The sequence below is a fragment of the Protofrankia coriariae genome, assembly GCF_001017755.1.
GTDB classification, from domain to species: domain Bacteria; phylum Actinomycetota; class Actinomycetes; order Frankiales; family Frankiaceae; genus Protofrankia; species Protofrankia coriariae.
Genome location: NZ_JWIO01000041.1, coordinates 16,621 through 38,438, shown reverse-complemented (window position 1 = coordinate 38,438; position 21,818 = coordinate 16,621). Strand labels below are relative to the sequence as shown.

15 protein-coding genes, 1 tRNA gene and 3 pseudogenes (1 of these 19 running past the window's edge) are annotated in these 21,818 nt (G+C 71.1%); 8 read left to right on the top strand and 11 right to left on the bottom strand.

Annotated features, from left to right (window positions below; all coding sequences use genetic code 11):
• From FrCorBMG51_RS27300 to FrCorBMG51_RS19885, 4 genes are all read left to right on the top strand, one after another.
• Positions 1–296: replication initiator (locus FrCorBMG51_RS27300; RefSeq protein ID WP_338052776.1), on the top strand; the 296-nt coding region annotated here is incomplete at its 5' end.
• A 19-nt stretch (positions 297–315) separates the two neighbouring features.
• Positions 316–510 carry a helix-turn-helix domain-containing protein gene (locus FrCorBMG51_RS19895; RefSeq protein WP_047224555.1) on the top strand — a complete coding sequence of 65 codons (195 nt, stop codon included), beginning with the start codon at positions 316–318 and terminating at the stop codon, positions 508–510.
• 192 nt (positions 511–702) lie between these two features.
• On the top strand, positions 703–987 hold the full coding sequence (locus FrCorBMG51_RS19890; RefSeq protein ID WP_047224554.1) for a hypothetical protein: 285 nt from the start codon (positions 703–705) through the stop codon (positions 985–987).
• Between the two features lie 350 nt (positions 988–1,337).
• Positions 1,338–2,588: a tyrosine-type recombinase/integrase gene (locus tag FrCorBMG51_RS19885; protein ID WP_047224564.1), complete on the top strand. Its 1,251-nt coding sequence runs from the start codon at positions 1,338–1,340 to the stop codon at positions 2,586–2,588.
• Positions 2,589–2,635: 47 nt separating this feature from the next.
• On the opposite strand, the gene FrCorBMG51_RS19880 is transcribed toward FrCorBMG51_RS19885, so the two are convergent.
• Positions 2,636–2,708 (bottom strand) — tRNA-Thr (locus tag FrCorBMG51_RS19880).
• 283 nt (positions 2,709–2,991) lie between these two features.
• Positions 2,992–3,786 carry a FadR/GntR family transcriptional regulator gene (locus tag FrCorBMG51_RS19875; protein WP_162233252.1) on the bottom strand — a complete coding sequence of 265 codons (795 nt, stop codon included), beginning with the start codon at positions 3,784–3,786 and terminating at the stop codon, positions 2,992–2,994.
• Between the two features lie 422 nt (positions 3,787–4,208).
• Between FrCorBMG51_RS19875 and FrCorBMG51_RS29920 the strand changes: the two genes are divergently transcribed.
• Positions 4,209–4,892, top strand: coding sequence for a MarR family winged helix-turn-helix transcriptional regulator (locus FrCorBMG51_RS29920; protein ID WP_200902522.1), 684 nt, complete (start codon positions 4,209–4,211; stop codon positions 4,890–4,892).
• Positions 4,893–5,131: 239 nt separating this feature from the next.
• Here FrCorBMG51_RS29920 and rlmB read toward each other — a convergent pair whose 3' ends face one another.
• Together rlmB and FrCorBMG51_RS19860 are read right to left on the bottom strand one after the other, a co-directional pair.
• Positions 5,132–6,337 (bottom strand): 23S rRNA (guanosine(2251)-2'-O)-methyltransferase RlmB, encoded by a 1,206-nt coding sequence (gene rlmB / locus FrCorBMG51_RS19865; protein WP_076842500.1) that lies wholly within the window; start codon positions 6,335–6,337, stop codon positions 5,132–5,134.
• 169 nt (positions 6,338–6,506) lie between these two features.
• Positions 6,507–7,796: a cytochrome P450 gene (locus FrCorBMG51_RS19860; RefSeq protein WP_047224552.1), complete on the bottom strand. Its 1,290-nt coding sequence runs from the start codon at positions 7,794–7,796 to the stop codon at positions 6,507–6,509.
• 598 nt (positions 7,797–8,394) lie between these two features.
• On the opposite strand from FrCorBMG51_RS19860, the gene FrCorBMG51_RS19855 reads away from it, so the two are divergent.
• Positions 8,395–9,924, top strand: coding sequence for an NAD(P)/FAD-dependent oxidoreductase (locus FrCorBMG51_RS19855; RefSeq protein ID WP_047224551.1), 1,530 nt, complete (start codon positions 8,395–8,397; stop codon positions 9,922–9,924).
• Positions 9,925–10,035: 111 nt separating this feature from the next.
• Here the strand turns inward: FrCorBMG51_RS19855 and FrCorBMG51_RS19850 are convergent, their stop codons facing one another.
• From FrCorBMG51_RS19850 to FrCorBMG51_RS19830, 6 genes and pseudogenes are all read right to left on the bottom strand, one after another.
• Positions 10,036–11,280 carry a cytochrome P450 gene (locus tag FrCorBMG51_RS19850; RefSeq protein WP_047224550.1) on the bottom strand — a complete coding sequence of 415 codons (1,245 nt, stop codon included), beginning with the start codon at positions 11,278–11,280 and terminating at the stop codon, positions 10,036–10,038.
• A 480-nt stretch (positions 11,281–11,760) separates the two neighbouring features.
• Positions 11,761–12,030 carry a hypothetical protein gene (locus FrCorBMG51_RS19845; protein WP_047224549.1) on the bottom strand — a complete coding sequence of 90 codons (270 nt, stop codon included), beginning with the start codon at positions 12,028–12,030 and terminating at the stop codon, positions 11,761–11,763.
• A 1,747-nt stretch (positions 12,031–13,777) separates the two neighbouring features.
• Positions 13,778–15,958 carry an aminotransferase class I/II-fold pyridoxal phosphate-dependent enzyme gene (locus FrCorBMG51_RS25630; RefSeq protein WP_338052777.1) on the bottom strand — a complete coding sequence of 727 codons (2,181 nt, stop codon included), beginning with the start codon at positions 15,956–15,958 and terminating at the stop codon, positions 13,778–13,780.
• Positions 15,959–16,453: 495 nt separating this feature from the next.
• Positions 16,454–16,810, bottom strand: a pseudogene (locus FrCorBMG51_RS32690) (acyltransferase domain-containing protein); the annotation flags it as partial.
• 110 nt (positions 16,811–16,920) lie between these two features.
• Positions 16,921–17,271: pseudogene (locus tag FrCorBMG51_RS34110) on the bottom strand (acyltransferase domain-containing protein); the annotation flags it as partial.
• Between the two features lie 175 nt (positions 17,272–17,446).
• Positions 17,447–19,099, bottom strand: a pseudogene (locus FrCorBMG51_RS19830) (beta-ketoacyl [acyl carrier protein] synthase domain-containing protein); the annotation flags it as partial.
• A gap of 867 nt (positions 19,100–19,966) precedes the next feature.
• On the opposite strand from FrCorBMG51_RS19830, the gene fdxB reads away from it, so the two are divergent.
• Together fdxB and FrCorBMG51_RS19820 are read left to right on the top strand one after the other, a co-directional pair.
• Positions 19,967–20,266, top strand: coding sequence for a ferredoxin III, nif-specific (gene fdxB, locus FrCorBMG51_RS19825; protein ID WP_047224548.1), 300 nt, complete (start codon positions 19,967–19,969; stop codon positions 20,264–20,266).
• A 782-nt stretch (positions 20,267–21,048) separates the two neighbouring features.
• Positions 21,049–21,345: an FDXHR family putative zinc-binding protein gene (locus FrCorBMG51_RS19820; RefSeq protein ID WP_235433747.1), complete on the top strand. Its 297-nt coding sequence runs from the start codon at positions 21,049–21,051 to the stop codon at positions 21,343–21,345.
• A gap of 86 nt (positions 21,346–21,431) precedes the next feature.
• Here the strand turns inward: FrCorBMG51_RS19820 and FrCorBMG51_RS19815 are convergent, their stop codons facing one another.
• Positions 21,432–21,818, bottom strand: the end of a protein-coding gene (locus FrCorBMG51_RS19815; RefSeq protein ID WP_047224547.1) for a NifU family protein. 531 nt of this gene lie beyond the right edge of the window; only the last 387 of its 918 coding nucleotides appear in the window; the start codon falls outside the window, past its right edge; the stop codon is at positions 21,432–21,434.

The following is a 21,818-nucleotide window of genomic DNA, read 5'->3' as shown; positions in this document are numbered from 1 at the left end:
TCGTCTCCCGGAAATGGTCGGGTAAGACCCTTGCCGATCACAAGGAAGATCGGAAGACGTGGATCCGGGAACAGCTTGCCGTTCTCGGTCACACCGACACCGGCGGCACGCCCGACCGGGTGGCCTGGCAACTTCTGCGCCCCGGCGACCCGGCCGCGCCCCGACGGGAACATCTGCTGCTGCGCGCGGTCGCCGACCGGCATCGCTGGCGCGCCCAATGGGATGTTGCTCGTGCCGCCCGCGGCCATCCCGACGCTGTTTCGGCAACCGGCACGAGGGTGCCCGATGCGGCCTGACTCGACCATCGGAGGAACTGTGAACAAGCTCCTTCTCACTCCGACCGAAGCCGCTGATCTGCTGGGCGTGAGCCGCACAACGGTCTACGAGCTCCTCAACGCCGAACAGATCGAATCTGTCCGGATCGGGCGGGCGCGGCGGATACCGCGGGCGGCGCTCGTCGCCTACGTCGATCGGCTCCGTGGGCTCTCCGATGGGGAGGTGGCGGCGTGATCGCGGTCAGGCAGGGGCGACGGGTCGCAGATGTTCGGCAATCCACCCGGACCAACGCGCTGGCTCGTGGCCCACCCGGGAGGCTTCGCAACGACCCGATCCTGAAAGATCCAATAGGCGGTCCCGGCGGGTGCTGGAACACCACACCGGGACCTAGATCCGCACCCCTTCTCATCCAAGGAGCGCAGACCTGTGCCCATCATTCCGCCTGACCATGGCCCGTGGCGCACCCCGTCCAGCCAACCGCCGTTCGTGACCGTTCAGCGGTCCCACTCCGGTGACTACGCGGTGACCGTCCGGCCGGGTGCCGACCCGGTCGACGTGAGCTCGGCGCTCGGCGCGGTACCGGTGGACACCGTGTTCACCGAAGCCTTCGGCGACATCGACATCACCCTGATCTTCCGGGCGATCCCTGGAACGTCGGCGCTGCTGCCCGCAGGAATCGGCGACCCGCCGCGCATCCCGGCCATGCGCTGACCCGCGCGGTTCTTCTCCCTTCCCCATTTCTTTCCCGTTCCTCTGGTAGGCGCACTACCTGCCGGGGAGCCGGCCGGGTCCAGGGTCGGCGAAGCCGATCACGAAGTGACGCATCAGCGCCCTGGACGCGGCCGGCTCCCCGGCAGACCCTTCCGCGCCCAGAGGACCGGACCCAACGGCAAGCACGCAACCTGGCGACCGGCAAGCCTCCGGCGGCTTCCTCCGTCTTCGCCTTCACCTCTTTCGGCAAGGAGTGATCTTTCATCATGTCCGGCAAACGCCAAGGCCCGACCGGACCCACCGACGGCGACGAGCCAACCGGCACTGACGGTCAAGACTCGGACCGCCAGGTGCCGAACACCCTTGCTCGCCGGGGCCGTCGGCGAAGCCACGGGGACGGGGCGCTGTTCCAGCGGGCCAGTGACGGCCTGTGGGTCGGGCGAGTCGATCTCGGCTGGATCGACGGGAAACGGGTCCGCAAGACCGTCTACGCCAAGACCGAGAAGGAATGCCGACGCAAACTCAAGGAGGTTCAGAAGGCCGCGGAACAGGGTGTGAACCTGAATGCCCCGAACCGGACCGTTTCGGAGTGGCTGACCGAATGGGTTCGGATGAAGAGCGAGGACGGTACCCGTCCTACCACCGTCGCCGGGTACAAGTGGGCTGTCGATCTCTACATCGTGCCGGTGGTGGGCCGGGTTCAGCTCCTGAAGCTCACCCCGTCCGACGTCACCAGGGTGATCGGGAAAGCTCGGGAAGCAGGACGCTCGCCCCGTAGCCTCCAGTTCATCCATGGGGTGCTGCGTAACGCGCTTGCGGACGCTCACCGGCTCGACCTGGTGCCTCGCAACGTCGCGAAGGCGGTCAAGGGACCGTCGGTGCCACTGCGGCGGGTCCGTGCCCTCCACGTCGATGACGTCCGGGCGCTCAGCCGGGCGATGCACGACGACCCGTACGGGCCGATCTTCATATGTGGTCTGATGTTGGGGCTGCGGCGAGGGGAGATCCTCGGCCTGAGGTGGGCCGACATCGACTTTGACGCAGGGGCGCTGCACGTCCGACGCACGTTGCAACGCGCGAACGGAAAGCTGATGTTCATGCCGGCCAAGACCGTTCGGTCACATCGGACGCTGCCGCTGTCGGGCTCTCTCGTCGAGATTCTCAAGGAGCATCGCCGGTCCCAGGAAGGCGCCATGGCCACCGCCGGCCCGGACTGGATCGATCATGATCTTGTCTTCGCCTCGGCGATCGGCACACCTCTGGACCCACGCAACGTCAATCGACGGTTCACTGCGATCCGTACGGCGGCCGGGCTCCCGTGGGTGAGGCTTCACGATCTCAGACACGCATTCGCGACACTCCTCGTTGCCGAAGGCGTCCCCATGCGCGTGATCATGGAATTGCTCGGTCATTCCACGATCAACCTCACCATGAACACGTATGCCCACGTCCTACCTGAGGCGCAGGAAGACGCCGTGGCGCGTCTCGATGGCCTCGTCATGGGTGATGATCAAGACGAGAAGGCTACAGAGGCCACCGACGAACCGGGCAAGGGCGAAACGGACGGCGTAGATGGCCTGGGTACACCGCTGGGTACATAACGATCACTTTGGGGCCGGGTCGGTGGCGAAGGCCCAGGTCAGGAGGGAGCCGGCGAGGGGATTCGAACCCCTAACCGCTCGATTACAAGTCGAGTGCGCTGCCAGTTGCGCCACGCCGGCCGGTCCGAGGACGCTCCCTAGCGTAGGGCATCGAGGGAGGATCACGCGCCTCGGGGCCGAGTGATCGCTGGGACGCCGGTCGCGTCACCGTTCTGCCATCTGCCATCTGCCATCTGCCGTCGGCCGTCGGCCGTCGGCCGTACCGGCGCCGCTGCCGGGGGTTGACGCTGCCGGGGGTTGACGAGGTGCCGGCCGGGGATGCGCCCGGCCTGTGGGTGACCACGCATCCCCGGTCGTGAGGAGTGGGGGCTGCCGCGTCGGAATCGCGTCCCGAGCTGCTTGGTCAGGAGTAGACCGCGAGCATCGGGCCCGGTTGGGAGGCGTTGTCCGTCTCGAGTTCCGTCTCGAGTTCCGTGTCGGTTGTTCCGTTGTCCTGCCAGAATTCGACGGCGCCTCGTACGTCCTGGTTTTCTATCAGGTCGGTCAGGCGTTCGTAGCGGGCGAGTGACCGCCGGATGAACTGCTGTCCGGCCGCCTCGGGGATGTTCCGCAGGGCTGCTTCGTGCTCCTTTCGGAGAAGGGCCGACACGAGTTCCGCCATCAGGATGAGGGTTCTGTTGTGGGATGACCGCACGATCAGGATGCGGAATTCGGCGGACGGCCGGGAGAAATCGAGAATGCTGCGTGACCGGCCGGCGGCCAGCAGGCAGTCGCGGATGCCCCGCAGGTCCGATCCGCTCCGGCGGGCCGCGGCCAGCGCCACCGCCCCCGGTTCCATCACCGCCCGCGCCTCGAGCAGGTCTCGGACGGAGGTGCCCTGCATCTGCAGCCGCAGGCCGGTCTGCCGGGCGAGCACCCGGGTGTCCGGCTCCTGAACGAGCGGTCCCAGGTGGGAGCCGCGCCGAAGAACGATCAGGGACTCGGACTCGAGGATGCGCAGCGCCTCGCGCATTGTCGGCCTCGCGACACCATAGATGTCCATCAGCTCGCTCTCCGGCGGAAGATGCTCGCCGGGCCTGACCTCGCCGCGCGCCATCCTGCCCCGGAGGTCGTCGGCGACCAGTTCGGAGAACTTGCTGAACCTCGGCCCGCGTTCCGGCCCGAACATATTGACAGCCATCGTCGTCCTGACAGTCATTTTCGCCCGCCTCCTCGCTGAAGCGTGAGAAGCCATGCTAACCGCGGAAGAGCGTCATGATCCGGCGCGGCCGGATTCTTGTGAGGCCGCACACGCCGTGTGAATCCACCCACACCGGTGTCCGCTGGCCATTGTTTTGGGTTTCCGGTAGGTTGGCGATCCGACCGGCCAGCGCGCCGTCACAACTACCTGACACATCATCGTATCCACGCCGTCACCACGGATGGCGGTTTATGTGCCGCCGCCGGTTGGGGGCGGGTAGGGAGTATTAGAGTGCTGGCGCCGCCATTTCCATGCCGCTGACGTGACAGGCTCGGGATATCCGGGCCCGCTGGTCGGTGTATCCATCCGGTGGTGGTCGGCGTATCCGCCCGGGGGTACCGACGGTATGCGAGACGGTATGCGAGAGGAGAGGCCACGAAATGGAGTGGGACGAACCATCGTCCGCTGTCGCCGTATCCCGCCTCGGGCATTCGATCAAGCGGGCCGAGCAGGCGCTCATCCGGGAGAAGACCCGGGCGCTGCGTGACGTCGGCCTGTCCGTCCCGCAGTACACGGTGCTGCTCACGCTTGCCGACTCGCCGGGGCTTTCCGGCGCCCAGCTCGCCCGCCGATGTATGGTCACGCCCCAGTCGATGGCGAGCCTGCTGCTCACGCTCGAGGCGAAGGGGCTAGTCGTGCGTGAGCAGTCGGACGTCCACGCGAAGGTCTTCCAGTGCCGGCTGACCCCGCCCGGCCGGACGCTGCTGCACCGGGCGGACACCGTCGCCCTCGCGGTCGAACAGCGTCTCACCGCGGTCTTCACGCCCGCCGAGTCGGAGGAGTTCCGCTCCCTGCTCGAACGGACCGTCGCCATCCTCGACGACGAGACCGGACGCTCCACACCGGCGACATCAGCGGCACCAGCCGCCCCGCTCACGCCAGCTGCGCGGCAGACGCCAGCTGTGCCGCCCACGCCGGCCACGTCACCCATGCCAACCGCATCACCTGCGCCGGCAGCGTCGCCCACGCCAGCCGCAGCGCCCACGCCGACCGTGCTGCCCACACCCGGCGTGCCGTCCACGCCCGCCGCGGCGGCGCACTGGTCGCAGGCAGCCGGCCAGTAGCGCGGTGACTACCGCTGCCGGCCCACTTCAGAGCCGGCCGGGTCCGAGGCCGGTTGAGCCCGGCCAGCATGATCGTTGTGATTCTGGTGCTGCTGGAACAGCATCAGAATCACAACGATCACAGCACTGCCAGAGGCTCGCCGGCCGCCAGAGACGCAACAGTGTTGCCTGCGGAGTGTTGCCTGCGGAGTGCTGCCTGCGGAGTGCTGCCTGCGGCTTGCGGGCTGTTGCCGGGGGAGTCAGCGTGGGTGCGTCTCCGCCGCGTCCAGCCGGCGGCGGCGGGCGATCTCGGCGAGTGCCACGCCCGCGGCGACACCGGCGTTGAGTGACTCGACATCCCCGGCCATCGGGATCCGCACGGTCAGATCGCAGCGTTCCCCGACCAGCCGCGACAGGCCGCGGCCCTCCGAACCGACGACCAGCACGAGCGGGTCGGAGGCCATCTCCAGCTCGTCCAGGCTGATTTCGCCGTCCGCGGCGAGCCCCACCACGAACAGGCCGGCCTGCGCCCAGCCGGTCAGTGCGCGTACGAGGTTCGTCGCCCGCGCCACCGGCAGCCGGGCCGCGGCGCCGGCCGACGTCTTCCAGGCCGCCGCCGTGACGCCGGCCGCCCGCCGTTCGGGCACCACGACCCCGTGCGCGCCGAACGCCGCCGCCGACCGGACGACCGCGCCGAGGTTACGCGGGTCGGTCACGCCGTCCAGAGCCACCAGCAGCCCGGGCGGCGCTTCCTGGGCACGGGCGAGCAGATCATCAGGATGGGCGTAGCGGAACGGCGGCACCGACAGCGCCAGCCCCTGGTGCGGCGCGGAACCGCACAGCCGGTCCAGGTCGCCGCGCGCGACGTCCGCGACGGCCACCCCGGCGCGCGGGGCCAGCCGGCGGGCCTCGTCAAGGCGTTCGTCGTACTCGGTCCCGGCGGCCACGTAGAGGACGGAGGCGGGGACGCCCGCCCGCAGCGCCTCGACCACCGCGTTACGGCCGACCACCAGCTCCTCGGGCTCGTCACGGTCCGCGCGGCCGGTGAAGCGCCCGGCGCGGGCCGGGCCGGGCCGGGCCGATCCGGTCGGGCGGCCCTGTCGTGACGCACGTGGGCCGCGGGGTCCGGTGTCACCGGCCCGGTCGTCACGGATCCCGGCGCCGGCGCCGCGCGGCCGGTTGTCACGGTCCCGGTCGTCACGATGGGTAGTCTTGTCGGTGGCACGCGTCGCTCTGGACCGCCGCTCCTCGCCGGCCGCGGCCGCGGCGGCCCGGCGCTGGGCCGGGTGGCCGGGACGCAGCTCCGCCGGCGGGGTCGCGCCTCGTCCCTCAAGGGCCTTCCGCCGCTGCCCTCCGCTGCCGAGCGACGCCCCCTTGCGGTGCGAGCCGGCTTTGGCCGCGCGACCACCCTGGCCGCCGCGGGCCACACCACTGCCGCTGCCGCCGCGCCTGGACTGGCCGGCCATCAGAGGGCTCCGCGGGCGCGGGGGCCGCGGGCAGCGGAGAACCAGGCATCGGAGAACATCGTCATACGGTATACGGACGCCGGGGCGCCCTGGCGACGCAGCCACTCGCACCCGTCTCGTCCAGCCTTTCGGCTCTTCGATTTCTCTCGATTTTTCGGGCCCGCGGGCTTCAGTGTGCCGCGGCCTGGAAACGCACCGGGAGGTCCGCCAGGCCGCGGATGAGGATGTTCGGCTTGTACGTCGGCCTGTCGGTGAGGATCTCGGCGGTACCGACCCGGTCCGCCCACGCGGCCAGGAAGATCTCCATCTCCAGCAGGGCGAGCGGCGCGCCCAGGCAGTAGTGGTGGCCGAGGCTGAAGGACAGGTGACGGGAGACCGGCTGGTCGCCGTGGAAGCGGGTGACGTCGAGCCGGTCCGGCTCGTCGTAGGCGGCCGGGTCGCGGTTCGCGCAGGCGATCAGGGCGACCACACCCTCGCCGGGGGCGAAGGTCCGGCCACCGACCACCAGCTCCCGCTTGGCGGCCCGGGTGTTCATGTGGATGGGCGAGTCGTAGCGGAGTAGCTCGTCGACGGCCCGGGGGATCAGCTCCGGCCGCTGGCGCAGCAGCTCGAGCTGGTCGGGGTGGCGCAGCAGGGCGAGGGCGCCGTTGCCGACCAGGTTCACGGTCGTCTCGTGGCCGGCGATGATGAGGGTGATGCAGGTGCCGAGCAGCTCGTCCGCGGTGAGCCGGTCGCCCTGGTCCTCCACCGCGGCCAGGGAGCTGATCAGGTCGTCCCCGGGGTGCCGGCGCCGTTCGTCGACGAGCTGGCGGAAGTAGCCGGCGAACTCCGGCAGCGCCGCGTTACGGGCGGCGAGCGCTTCGGGGGTCATGTGGAGGTCCGGGTCGAACGCGCGGGAAAGCGCCTGCGACCACTTCTGCACCAGCGGGTGGTCCTCGGTGGGCACGCCCAGGATCTCGCAGATCATGGTGAGTGGCAGCGGGTAGGCGATCGTCTCGATGAAGTCGAACTCGCCGGCGTCGAGCGCGGCGTCGATCAGTTCGTCGACGAGTTCCTCGATACGTGGCCGCAGGCCGGCCACCCGGCGCGCCGTGAAGCCCTTGGTGACCAGGCCGCGCAGCCGGGTGTGGTCGGGCGGCTCCATCCACAGGAAGGTGTCCGGGAAGGCCGACGCCGGGATGGTCGGGTGCAGCTGCTCCGCCTCCTTGTCGTGCCCCCAGTCCGCGCTCTGCAGGATCTTGACGCAGTCGACGTAACGGGTCGCCACGTGCAGCCCGAAGTCCGACATGTGCAGGGGGCCGGCGTCGCGCAGGTGGTCGTACCGGGAGTACGGGTCGGCCCGGTTCGCAGGGTCGAACAGCTCGTCCAGCAGGGACGGCGTGACGGGGCTGACGGGCGTCGTCGCCTGGCTTCCCCGGCCCCCCTGGGTCGTTGCCGCCTGGGTTGTCGCCACGTCCATGTCGGCTCCCTCTCGCGATTCTTCGGTGCCGCCGTCACTGGTTGTCTTCGGCCACGGGGGCCGCACCGGCGGATGTGCCCGGCGCCGGTAACGCATTCGTCGAGCACACCGGACCGCCCGGTGGGACGGTATTCCAGCACGCCCGGCCGGCGGTTCGGTAAACGGCGAGTTTACATTTCGGGGCGAGAACAAGACGCCCCTGAGATGGCCGTGATTCTGCTGCTCCAGCTATTGGGACGTCGAATGGAACAATTGGATTCACTGATGGTGGCCGGGGGTGTACAAAAGATCGGTGTGGCCGTCCCAAGGGCTGCCTGGTGAGGTGTTGTCAAGCCTGCGAACTGCGGTTACTGTGCTTCTCTGACAGTGGCTGACGGAGGCTGGCAACCATTTTTGTCAGTCATCGCCGGCCTGGTTGACGTCAGAGCGGCGCTGCCTCCAGAATACTGGTGGCAAGGCGCTCGGAATCGCCGGGTCAGCTGGTTGGTGGCGGCTTGTCCATGGTGCGCGGACGAGCCCTGGGAAAGTTTTCGGTACAGCCGGGCCATACCGGCCGGGAATACGTGACGGCGAACGTCTGGCAGCCACGGGAGGCGTGATGGACAACGGCGCGGTGCTCCCGACGCCGGCCAGGGAATCACACCCCGATCCCGTGGTTCCCCCCGTTGACGGGGATTCCCTGGAACCATGGCCCGGCCGGCCGTCACATCCGCGGGCGGCCGAAGACGGCCGTGGCCACGCGGTCGTCCTCGGCGCCGGCATGGCCGGGCTGCTGGCCGCCCGGGTGCTCTCGGAGACCTTCGAGCGGGTCACGGTGCTGGAACGGGACGTGTTCCTCGACGGCGGTCCCCACGGCGACTCCCGCCGTGGCGTGCCCCAGGGCCGGCACCTGCACGGGCTGCTCGACCGCGGACGCCAGATCATGGAGGAGCTGTTCCCCGGGCTGACCACGGAGCTCACCCAGCGGGGCGCGTCCACGATCGAGACGCTGGTGGGTTCCCGCTGGTACCTGCGGGGGCTGCGGGTTCGCTCGACCCCGACCGGGCTGACCTCGGTGCTTGCCAGCAGGGGGCTGCTGGAGGACGTCCTGCGGGCGAGGCTGCGGGTGATCCCCGGCGTGGAGTTCGTCCAGCGGACGTCCGCGACCGGGCTGGTCGCCGCGCCGGAGGCGCCCGATCGGATCATCGGGGTGCATGTCACCCGGCAACCCCGCGGTGCCGGTACCGGAGTTGTCCACGCGGACCTGGTGGTGGACGCGACCGGCCGGGCCTCCCGCGGCCCGGACTGGCTGACCGCCCTGGAACTGCCCGCCCCGCCCGAGCGGCGGACCGACGTGGATCTCGGATACGCGTCGCGTTTCTACCGGCACCGTCCCGAGCATCTCGACGGCCAGCGTTCGGTCATAGTCTCGACCATGCCCGGATTCCGTGGCGGCGGTGCCGTCGCGCTGGAGGGCGGCCGCTGGCACGTCACGCTCGCCGGAATGCTCGGCGACCATCCGCCGACGGATCCCGAGGGATTCGAGGCGTTCGCCCGAACTCTGCCCGTACCCGACATCTACGACCTGGTCACGTCGACCGAGGCGTTGGGCGACCCGGTGCCCCACCGTTTCACCAGTTCGCTGCGGCGATACTACGAGCGGGTGAAGAATCCGCCCACCGGATTCCTCGTCATCGGTGACGCGATATGCAGCTTCAACCCGCTCTACGCCCAGGGAATGACCGTGGCGGCCCAGCAGGCGTGGGCGCTGCGGGACTGCCTGCGGGCCGCCGGCCCGGATCTGCCGGCCCGTTTCTACCGGCAGGCCGGCCGCGTCGTGGACGTTGCGTGGGACATGGCCAACGGAGCCGACCTGCGCTATCCCGGCGTCCAGGGGCGACGCGGCCTGCGTGACCGGCTGGTGGGCCCGTACGCGGAACGGGTGCAGGTCGCCGCGCATCAGGACGCCACGGTGGCGCGCGCCCTGATGAACACGCTGAACCTGGTGGACGCCCCGACAGCGCTGCTGCGCCCGGCCGTGGCCGCCGGCGTCCTCCGCTTCGGCTGGTCACACCCGACCGCACCGGCGCCCACGCTCACGGCCGCGAGCGCAGCCGGCCGGTCGTCAGACCAGGCCGGTTCTGCCTGACCGGCTCACACGGCCGCCTCCTCACAGCCTCTGCCCCGGCCTGTGTACCGCCTCCGGCCTCCGTACGGGCCCCGTACGGGCCCCGTACGGGCCCCGTACGATCCGGCCTGTTCAGGACAGCCGGACGGGCAGGGCCGCGAGGCTGCGTACGGTCAGGTGCGGCCGGTAGGGCGGCGGGTCCACGGCCAGGGTGAGCCCCGGGGCACGCTGGACGAGCGCCCGCAGGGCGATCCGTGCCTCCAGCCGGGCGAGCGGCGCGCCGAGGCAGTAGTGGATGCCCAGCCCGAAACCGAGGTGCCGGTGCGCGGGAGCGGCGCCGGCGTAGCGGGTGATGTCGAAACGGTCCGGATCCGTGAAGACGTCCGGGTCCCGCTGGGCCGCCGCGCTCAGGATGATGATGATCTCACCCTGGTGGAACGCGTGCCCGGCGATCTCGGTGTCCCGCAGGGCGAGCCGGCCGACGAGCTGGATGGGCGGGTCGTAGCGCAACGTCTCGTCGATGACGGAGGGTATGAGGGCGAGATCCGTACGTAGCAGGGCGAGCTGGTCGGGGTTGCGCAGCAGCGCCAGGACGGCGTTGCCGATCAGGTTGACCGTTGTCTCGTAGCCGGCGACCAGCAGCAGGGCGCACAGCTCCAGCAGTTCGCTCTCGCTGAGCACGTCGCCCTGGTCCCGCACCGCCACGAGTTCACTGAGCAGGTCACCGGCAGGGCGGGCTCGGCGCCACGCGATCAGCTCGGTGAAGTAGGCGTCGAACTCGCGGGAGGACGTCCGGCGCCGGGCCAGCTCGTCGGGGGTGAGCAGGTAGTCCGGGTCGATCCCGCGGGTGAGGTCGTTGGCCCAGCCCCGGAAGGTCTGCTCGTCCCGCGCCGGCACGCCCAGCAGGTCGCAGATGACGCGCAGCGGGAGCGGGCGGGCCAGCGCGTCGATCAGGTCGATCTCGCCTCCCCGTGCGAGCGCTGCGTCGATCAACGTGTCGACCAGGGAGGTGACCCGTGGCTGGAAGGCGGCGACCACCCGGGGGGTGAACGCCTTGCTGACCAGCCCGCGCAGCCGGGTGTGGCTGGGCGGGTTCATCCGCAGGAAGGATCGCAGCCCGCCGTCCAGCGCGTCGGCGCGACGCCACGCGTTGGTCCCCGACTCGCCGCGTCCCCAGGCCGCTTCCGACAGGGCGGTCACGCAGTCGGGGTAGCGCGTCAGCACGGTGGCCCGGCCATCTCCCAGGGGGACGCGGTAGAAGGGATCCGCCGCGCGCAGGGCGCGATAGCTCGGATAGGGGTCGGCACGGCGAGCCGGATCGAAGGCGCCGAACGCCAGCGGTGCGGCGGGAGCGTCCGATGCCGAGGCGGAACTCATGACCGGGTCCCCTCCTTGTCGTGGTCGTCCCAGCGGCCGGGCATGACAGCCGCCGGCTCGCCGGGGCCGTCCACACCATGCCTTTCGCGATTCACCTGTGCCCTCGCCCGGGCCGGGTGATGCCGCCGGGTAGAAGAATGCCGGGACGGTATTACTCGCCGATGAATCGGCGCTGAACCGATACCGGCGGGAACCGCACGAACCGGTGATTCGGCACGTAGGCGAGCCGTCAACGAAGCGTCGATAGTCAGCGGAAACGACGTGACCGGAAATTGGAAAAAAATGCGTGAAGAACAGCCGGACGGATGCTGGCCGGCAACCGTGGACGGGCCTGCCGTGCGGGCGGGGCCCGGCGAAACCGGCCGCCGGCGAGGCCGGAACGCCGTGCGGCAGACGTGCGGCAGACGCGTGACGGCCCGGGCGCACGACCGCGCGATGCCGGTGCGCCCGGGATGACGAGACGACGGGAGCCGGGGAGCGTCAGCCCGGGCCGGGGGCCGTGCGCTCCCTCGGGCCGAAGGTTGCCTGCTCGCTCATCCAGGTCAGGTCGGGTACCCGGACCCGCAGCCGGTCCGCTATCTCCTCGACGGCCAGACCCCGGCCGATCGCCTCCTGGATCGCCAGGCCACGAACGGTACGCAGACGCACCCGCTGAGGATGATCGTTCCAGAGCAGATCGTGAGCGACCGCTGCGCGCTCGACCGGGTCGGAGATCGCGATAATTTCGTCGAAGAGCAGCACAACGCACATGGTCCTGCGATCGTGACCAGCCAGCAAGGGCACGCCGTGCCCGGATGGGCACGATCGCGGCCGTCCGGACGCTACCTTCCGACGGTCCGGACGCGCCGGGCCGAGAGCGGGACGCGCCGGAGCCGTTCCGGGTCGGGCCGACCGACCCGCGCGATCCACAGTGGCCGTTCGGCCACGGCCGAGGTGAGTGTCAGGACCGACCCGAGCGTGGTCGGGCAGTCGATGAGGTGGGACTGCGGGTGCGCGGCCAGCCCCTGGCGGGTCAGTGTCAGCCACAGGCGTTGGACGAGCCGTCCGAACTCCACCTCACCGGCTGCGTCAGTGCCTGCCGGGACCAGCAGCATCAGCACCGGGCCGCCGCCCCGGAACGGTCTGGCCTGCCCCTGTGCCAACGCGTTGCGCAGGCCGTGACGGCGCGGTTGCGGGTGCCTGCGGCGCAGCGCCGTCCGCAGCCCCCACACCTCGACCCGGGTGAGGGCCAGCGCGACGTCGCTGAGGCCGTCGCGTTGATAGTCGGGGTGCCGGCTGCTCAGCCGTGACCACTGCCGCAGCTCGGCCAGGATGTCCCGGTTCGCGACGAACCAGCGGCTGGCTTCCAGCAGCAGTGGGTGCAGGACGGCGGAGTCCAGCGTGACCAGCCGTCCACCGGCGGCGGCGGTGAGCGCGACGAGTTCGTCGGTGACCTCCGGCGGCAGCGGCTCGTCGGCCCAGCGTCCGCGCCAGGTGCGCCGCGCGACGACGTCCGCCACGGTGAACGGGGTGGGCGCTGGTTCGGGCGCGGCCACCAGTCTGCCGACGCGGCGGCCGGCCGCGNNNNGGCGGCCGGCCGCGTCGTGGTCGGCGACGAAGCGGGCCGCCACTCCTTCGGTGCCGCAGACGACCAGGCAGGACTCGACGAACGCGCCGAGCGACAGGCGCAGGTCACGGCGGACGGGGTCGCTGGGGCCGAGTTCGTACCGGCCGTCCCAGCCCACTTCGACCGTGTCCGTGGCGCCGGACGGGTAGCGCAGCGCCCACGGCTGGCAGTTGTGGGCGCTGGGAGCGCGGTGGAACAGCGGTTCCAGGGCGCGTAGCTGGTCGGTGAACCGACTGCCATGATCGAAAATGGCGTCGACCACGCCGGCCTGGCCTGCGCCGGCCAGATCGGGAAGCACCTGCCGGGGAGCGGGACGGGTGTCGCGGGAAGCGCCGCCCACGTCGTGGTCCGTGGCCGTGTGGTCGCGGATGCCGCCGCGGTTGTGGCTGGCCTCCGGTGGCCAGGACACCGGTCGGCCCCGGCCCCGGCCCCGGCCCCGGCTCCGACTTCGGCCCCGGCGTCGGCGTCGGCGTCGGCCCCGGTCACCGGACGGTCGTGTGAGCGTCGAGGCAGGGACAAAACGGATGATCAGGAGGCCGAGCAGAACGCCGATCAGGGCATCGAGCAGGACGTCGGGGAAGAAGGCGGGGCCGGTGGCGAGGGTGAAGAGCCCGATCGCCAACATCCCGCAGACCAGGAAGGTGGTGACGGCCACGACGAGGACGAGCGCGGTGGCGCTGATGATCCGTCTGCCCCGGAAAAGGCCGCCGATGACAGCACGCCTCACGACGCTCCCCGCCGGCTCGGCCGTCCCCGCTGGCTTGGCCGTCCCGGACGGCTTGGCCGTCCCGGACGGCTCGGCCGGCGCGGTGGTGGCTGTCGTGCGCGGGACGGGCGACGTCGTGACCGCCGGGGCGTCCGCCAGCGTCGGCCCGGCGCGGCGGACAGCACTCATCCGGCGTCCACCAGCTGGGACGACACGGTGGTGTTCAGCTCGCTCGCCAGCGTCTCGACGGTCCACGCGATCTGTTCGGGGGTGTGCTCGCTGGTGATGAAGAAACGCAGCCGGGACAGGTGCTCCTCGACCGCCGGATACATGATCGGATTGACGCTGATCCCGCGCTCGAACAGCGTGTTGGCCAGCTGGACGCTACGTATCGAGTCGCCGACGATGCACGGGATGATCGGAGTCCCGGCGCTCGTCCCGGTGTTCAGGCCGGCCTCGCGGGCCAGGCGCAGGAACAGGGCCGAGTTTTCGCGCAGCCGGGCCAGCCGGGCCGGCTCCCCCCGCATGACCCGCAGCGCGGCCAGCGCCGCGGCCGTGTTCGGGGGCGTCAGGCCGGCGCTGTAGACGAAGCCCGGCAGCGTGTACCGCAGGTAGTCCACCAGGGCCCGGCGGCCGGCGACATACCCGCCGCAGCTGGCCAGCGACTTCGACAGGGTGCCCATCCACACGTCGACACCGCCGCGGTCCACGTCGAAGTGCTCGCCCGCCCCACCGCCGGCCGCGCCGATCACGCCGATGCTGTGTGCCTCGTCGACCATCAGCAGCGCGCCGTGGCGGTTGCGCACCTGGATCAGTTCGGGCAGGTCCGCGATGTCACCGTCCATGCTGTAGACGCCCTCGACGACGATCAGCACCCGGCGGAAGCGGTGGCGCACCTGCGCGAGCAGTCCGTCGAGGGCCGCGACGTCGTTGTGCGGGAACGGCCGGCGGGTCGCTCCGGACAGCCGGGCCCCCTGCAGGATGCTGTCGTGGGCCAGCGCGTCATGGACGATCAGGTCGTCGGGCCCGACGAGGTGGCCGATCGTCGTGACGTTGGTGGCGTGCCCGCTGACCAGGACGACGCAGTCCTCCACGCCGATCAGGGTGGCGAGCTCCGCCTCCAGTTCGCGGTGCGGCGGCCGGTCGCCGGAGAGGATGCGGGCGGCCGAGACGGAGGAGCCGTAACGGTCCACCGACTCGCTGACCGCCGCGTTGACCTCCGGGTGTCCGGACAGGCCCAGGTAGTTGTAGGTCGAGAAGCTCACCAGCTCCCGGCCGGCCACGACCGTGCGGTCACGGACGTTCCCCTCGTGCAGCAGGAAGTACGGGCTGCGCAGGCCGAGCCGGCCGCCGAGCTCATGGCGTTCGCGCAGCGCCACCACTTCGGGGAAGGACGTGACGTCGGTGGCGGTGCTGTCGGGGCCCGGGCGCGCTCGAGAGCCGTCCGTCCGGTGGTGGCCGGCCCCGTTGCCGGTGCCGTTACCGACGGTGTCGAGCAGCCCGTTTCCCGTGCCCCACGGGTGCGGGTGGGCTGCGGGGCCGTGGGAGTTCCACGGCCGCGCGTCGATACCAGCCCCGATGCCGGCGTCGATACCGGCCTCGATGCCGGTCCCGGCTCCGGCCTGACCGGAGCCGGCCGTTTCGGACGAGTCCCGGGCCGGCGGGCCAGCCGTCTCCGGGAGAAGGCCCGCGGATCCGGCGCGTCGGGCCAGCACGGTTACCAGATCACCGACCGTGGTGATCTCGGCGATGTCCTCGGTGCGCACGGTCAGGCCCGGCCAGCGGCGTCCCAGCGCGTTCACCAGGTCGGTCATCATGATCGAGTCGAAGCCCAGATTCCCCACGAAGGCGTGGTCCTCATGGATGTGGCTCTCCGGATAGGCGCTCAGCCCGGAGATGGCTTCGATCACCTGCGCCCGCAGTATGTCCCGGCCGCGGGCCGGTGCGACCACCACCGTGGTGGGCGCCAGGCCCGCGGCCGGGACGTGTCCGCCCGGCGGGACGAGCGACTGCGGGAGCGGTCCGGTGTCGCCCGCTGCCGCTGGTGCGCCCGCTGCCGCTGGCGCGTCAGGTGCCGGCTGCCGCGGTATGGCTGCCTCGGACAGGCCGGCGCTCGTCCGCGGTGCTCCGGCCGCCGGACCGGACAGGGCCCGCAGCAGGTCGAGCTGCTTGTCGAGGAGCCTGATGACGTTGTCCATATGTGACTCCGGAGAGTAAGTGATCGTGTTAGCGTCGCGGGAGGCGGAAAGCGGGACCTCGCCCCGCCGGGGCCGCGCGGCAGCCCGCTCCCCGTCGGGGGCGGGCCGGTAGGCCGCGACGAGGTTCCCGGCGCCGCCGACACGCCTCTGGGTGGCGGCCGGTGCCATCCGGACGGGCTCGTTGCCGGTGGACCCGGCACCTGCGGAGCCGGTGCCCGCGGTTGCGTCGCCTACGGCCTGGTCGTCCGCTGTGGGCGCGTCCGGTCCGGTGCCGCGTTGCCCGGGTATGGCGACCGACCCGGTGCCGCGCCTGGCCGGGGCGGTGGCCGGCTCGCTGTACGGCCTGGCGGGCTCGGCCGGCGAGNCGGGCTCGGCCGGCGAGCCGGGCCGGGCCGGCGAGCTGGCGGCGTTGATACGTATCGAATAGGCGCTGGTGGCCAACGGTGAGGGAGGCAGGGTCACCAGCTCCCGCTCGCCGGGGCCGAACAGCGGCAGGATGTCGAGCGGGACGCCCAGGCAGGCCAGCTGGCCGAGGCCGGCGAGCAGCGTGCGGCCGTCGTCGGGCTGGCTCGCGGTCAGGGCCACGTACCTGGCCTGGACCGATCCGGCCAGCGACCGGTGCGCCATGGACAGCAGCGAGTCGCCCCCGAACGCCTGGACGAAGATCCGTGCGCCCGCCGCGGCCGCGTCACGGACCGCGTCCATGAAGCGCACCGGAGCCGAGCAGTGCCGTGCCCACAGCGCCCGCAGCTCCCGCGGGTCGTCGCATCGGTGCCCGCTGACCGAGGAGGCAATGATCGTTTTCGGGGCCTGGATGGGCAGGGCCGCCAGCGTGCTCGCCATCCGGGCGTCCGCCTCGGCCACCAGTGGGGAGTGGAAGGCGTGCGAGACCCGCAGCTGTCTGGTCGTGATGCCCTCGGCGGCGGCGCGTTCGCGAAGCCGCTCCAGCGCGTCCAACCGGCCGCTGGCGACAAGCTGCGACGGATGGTTGACGCAGCCGAGCCACACCCCGTCGATGCCGGCGGCGAGCCGGNGATGCCGGCGGCGAGCCGGTGGAACGTCGTCTCACCGGTGTGGACCGCGAGCATGCCGCCGCGCCACGCGGGCTGCGCGCCGGCGACGGCCGCGCCCCGTTCGGCCAGGAAGCGCAGGGCGTCGGCCGGGTCCACGGCACCGGCGGTCACCGCCGCCGGCAGCTCCCCGACGCTGTGGCCGACGCAGACGTCCGGCCGCAGCCCACAGCGCGCCAGCAGTTCGCCGACCGCGATTCCCAGCGCCCCGAGCACGGGCTGGCAGATCTCGGTCGCGGTCAGAGCCGTCTCGGCCGTCTCAGCTGCCTCGGCTGCCCGCTGGTCGGCGTCCGGGCGCGGGTCCCACACGAGATCGGCCAGCGAACGGCCGAGCAACGGGCGCAGGACGCCGTCCGACGCGTCGGCCCGCGTGGCGAAGCCGGCGAACCGTCCGTACAGGTCGGCGAGCATGCCCGGCCGCTGGGCCCCCTGCCCGGGGAACATCAGGGCGCTGCGGCGGTCCGCCTCGGGCAGCGGNGAGGCGGCCGGCCCGCAGCCGGGCCGCGGCATCGGTGAGCTGTCGGCACAGCTGGGCGCGGGAGGCCGCGACCAGGCTCAGCCGGGCCGGGAGCAGCTCACGGGTGGCGAGGGTGTGGGAGAGCGCGGCCGGTGTGATCGTCGGATCGGCCTCCAGCGTGTCCCGGACGGCCTCGGCGTGGCTGGCGAGCAACTCCACCGAGCTCGCGGACAGCAACAGCAGCCATGGCCTCCGTGGCGGGGTGTCCGATCGTGCCGGACCGTCCGCCCGGCGCCGCGCCCGGTCCAGGATCACGTGCACGTTGGTGCCGCCGAAGCCGAACGAACTGATCGCGCCCCGGCGGGGCCGCTCCTCGGTGTCCGTCCACGCCCGGGGCCGGGTCGGGACGCGCAGCCCGGCCTCGGCCAGCGGCAGGGCCGGGTCGGGCCGGGTCTCCGGTTGCGGCGGGACGACCCCGTGATACAGCGCGAGCGCCATCTTCACCAGGCTCGCCGCCCCGGCCGCCGCCAGGGTGTGGCCGATGAGGGCCTTGGCCGAGAGCAGGTCGCACGGCTCGGCCGTGGGGTCGCCCGTACGCAGGTCCCGCAGCGCGGCGATCTCGGTCCGGTCGCCGACGGTGGTCCCCGTGCCGTGGGCCTCGATCACGGTCACGGTGCCCGGGGCCACCCCGGCGTCGGCGTAGGCGGCCCGCAGCGCGGCGAGCTGCCCGTGGACGCTCGGCGTCATCGGGCCGGCGGCGCGGCCGTCGTTGGTGATGCCGATGCCACGGATCACCGCGTACACCCGGTCGCCGTCGGCCAGCGCGTCCGCGAGGGGGCGCAGGACGGCGACCCCGCCGCCCTCGCCGAGGACGAACCCGTCGGCGCGCTCGTCGAAGGGGCGGCACACCCCGCTCGGCGAGAGCGCCCCCACCCGGGAGAAGGAGATCAGCGCGTCCGGGGCCAGGTTGAGGAAGACCCCGCCGACCAGGGCGACCCGGCACACTCCGGTGCGCAGCGCGAGGACCGCTTCATGCAGCGCCACCAGCACGGACGAGCAGGCGGAGTCGATGGCGAACGCGGGACCGCCGAGATCGAACACGCTGCTGATCGTCCCGGCCGCCATGTTGAGCAGGCAGCCCGTCAGGGTGTACGCCTGCAGTGGGGCGATGCCCGCGTCCGCGGCCCGCTCGACCGCGGCGAGCAGGTCCGGATCGGCTTCGCCGCCGTGCAGCGAACCGTCCGCGAGCAGGCTCGCTCGCACCCGGGCGCCGGCCAGCTCCCGATAGTCGGACTGGCTGATGCCCACGTAGACGCCGGTACGCGCCCGGTCGAACGGGCGGCGTTCCAGGCCCGCGTCCTGGAGCGCCTCACGGGCGAGGTCGACCAGCAGCCGCTGCTGCGGGTCCATCGCCCGGGCGCGCCGCGGTGGGATCCGATAGTGCGCCGCCGCGAACCGGTCGACGTCGTCGACGAAGGCGACCCGGTCGGTATAGGCCCGATGCGGGCTTCGTGGATTCAGCGGGTCGTAGAAGGTCCGATGAATCCATCGGCTGTCCGGCACCTCGTGAAATTGTGGCCCCGCTTCCTGGATCAGGCGCCAGAACTCGCCTAGGCTGGCCGCGCCCGGAAAACGAGCCGAAAGCCCGACTATCGCAACGTCCGTCACGAGCGATCCCCCCGATGGTCGATTGGTGCAAGGTACCGATCTGGATGTTGTGGCACGGTCCGGGCGCGCCCGCGGGCGGCGGTCGCGGGAGATCTGTCGGGCATGGTTGGTCATGATTTGGCCGCCGTTGCCCGGCAGTCCTCGCCGGTGGTGTTTCTTCGGGCCCTCCGCCGCTTTCGTGCGCCAGTTCATATTCGGTTGGTATTTTGGTGTCGTTATGTTTTCATATGCTGTTGGCAGTATGTTCTGGTCGGCGTCCTGCCCGGTGCCCCGGTCGGCCCGGGAACGATTCCGCCACGCGCCGTCCGACAAGGCGGTGGTGTGCCGGGCCGCGTCGTTCCGCCACCTCCCGTCCCGGCGCACTGCGTTCAGCTCCGCGGGCCTCGGCCGGAGAGGCCTGCGCACGCCGGCTGGAACAGCCCGTTTACTTTGTATCGCTCCTGGAAGACAGTCGAGGGATTGTGGTTCGGCCGGCGGGTCGTCCGCGATGGCCGGCGGGGTGGACACGCCGGCCGGGTGGATATGGATGTGGGCGCGTCACATTTTGTCGGTGCCGATGTCGTCCCCCGCCCGGGTCCCGCCGCCTCACCGCCACCGGTGGGCGCGTCCGGGCGCGTCCGGACAGCCCGGGGCCTCGGTCGTGAAGAGTTCCGCCGCCTCCTGGTCAAGTGGCCGTCCGCCCACATGGCCGAGGCCGAGATGCCGTTTGGTGAGGTACCTCCGTACTTGTACGGTGTCCGCCCGCGGGGCTCACGCCAAGATGGATCTGTAGGCGTCGTAGGTGCCCCTGGGCGACTTCCGTGCTTCCCGTCCACGGGCGGTTCCTCGGACAGGTCGTGTATATGGCGCATCGGACGCCGCTGCGTAGCGGGCCGAAGGTGGCGTGGTCATGTTTTCCGTGCTGCCGGCGGCTCGGCCGTACGGACCCGACAAGAGGCGTGAAGCGCGCCATCTGATCGTTCTGGACCGAGGAGATTGGGAATGAGTCATGTGAAGTTCGCCACCCGCGACGGTACTCCCTGGGTACCTCAGTACATCGTGGCGTTGGACGGGAAGAAATGTATCGGCTGTGGTCGCTGCTACAAGGTCTGCGCCCAGGGTGTGCTCCGGCTGATGGGTGTGAACGACGAGGGTGAACTGGTCGATCCCTTCGACGACGACGAGGACATCGAGCGCAAGATCATGATCATCGATGCCGCCGGCCAGTGCATTGGCTGCAATGCCTGTATCCGGGTGTGCGGTCCGCGCTGCCAGACCTACGCGCCGGCCGAGGCGGCCTGACCCACCGGTATTTCTGTTCCGCTGTTTCCGTTCCGCTGTTTCCGTTTCGCACGGTTGTGTCCCGGCCGGCTCCCGCGGTGACGCCGGACCGCCCGCCGGCCGGAACACGAGGATCGTTCGACCCGCTCCGGACAGCGTCCGGGAACCCGGATCCTCCGATCCGGGTCTCCCATATTGACTCCCGGCTCTCCCGGCTCTCCCGGTCCTCCTGGATTTTCTGGATTTTCCGGCTTTCTGACGTCCGAGCGCGACAGCGGTCTCGAACGTCGAAGATACGCCGGCGAAGGACGGCCGCGTCGTCCCCGGGCCCGCCGGCGCAACCCGGGACTATTCTGGTACCACCAGGCCAACGGCTGCCCACTGGCCAGGTGGCGCGACACGACGACGTCACGGCCCTCGGTAGGCGCCGACAAACCGGTCAGCGGCGGTGCACGGGTCCTGGTCCGGATCTTCTGGTCGGCGTATCGGTCGCGGGTGGTGCTACCTCCGGTACTGTGCGCCTATCTGCGTCTCTGCAGCCGATCGGGGACCGTACGGTCATGGTTTTTCGGGTGGCCGGCAGCCAGAATCCATCAGTAACAACCAAAGATCAATAGATCATGGTTTTCGCGCTGCCGTTGACCTGTTGGACGAGCTTCGAGGAGGGGACAGGACGAAACGCGGTGGATACACCGATAGTCTGCGTGTCTGCGGCACTGTGACGGTGAGCGCAGGGGAGCGGCGTTCGCCGCGACACATGGACGGAAGAACCATGGTTGCGGAGGGCGAGAGCTCGGACATGCGTGAGGAGCGAGCCATTGGCTGGCCGGGACGTCGACTACGATCGCCCGATTCTGCTGGGCTGTGGGCGATGCGACGTGCAGTGGACGGCGTTGACCGCCGCCCACTGCCCGGGCTGCCACGAGACCTTCGCGGGAGTGGGCACCGGGTTCGACGCCCACCGCGTCGACGGCCGGTGCGTTCCGCCCGCGCAGGTGGGCCTACGCCTTGACGGCGGATACTGGGTGGCCGCTGGCGAGCGCGCCCCAGGAAAGATCCTGAGGGCGCCGCATCACTCCGGGATCCGCCAGGCCGGCTGACCGTCGAGGGCCGGGGAGCGATGGCCGGGACCGGCGGCCCGGACAGCCCGGACAGCCCCCGCGTGATCGTGCCGCGTGGCCGGCCGTCATGCGTCGAGCCGTATCCACACCTGGCCGTTGTCCACCCGCAGGGGCAGCTGCGTCAGCTGCGCGCCCGGGGAGTTCAGACAGGCGCCGGAGCGCGCGTCGTAACAGAATCCGTGCCGCGGACAGGTGAGGGTGTCCGTGGCCGGATCGAGCTGCGCCACGTTGATCGGCAGGCCCTGGTGGGCGCAGGTGTCGCGATAGGCGATGAGCTGGCCGTCGAGGCTGATGACCACGATGTTGGCCTTGACGCCGTCGGCCCGCTCGAGATGCAGCGCCGTGATCGGCTGCTCGCCGAGGCCTACCGCAGTCCCGACCGCCACCCACCCGCCGTCGCGGTTACGCACCGGACCCAGCGGGATCAGCGTCGGGGGCGGGTCACCCGCCAG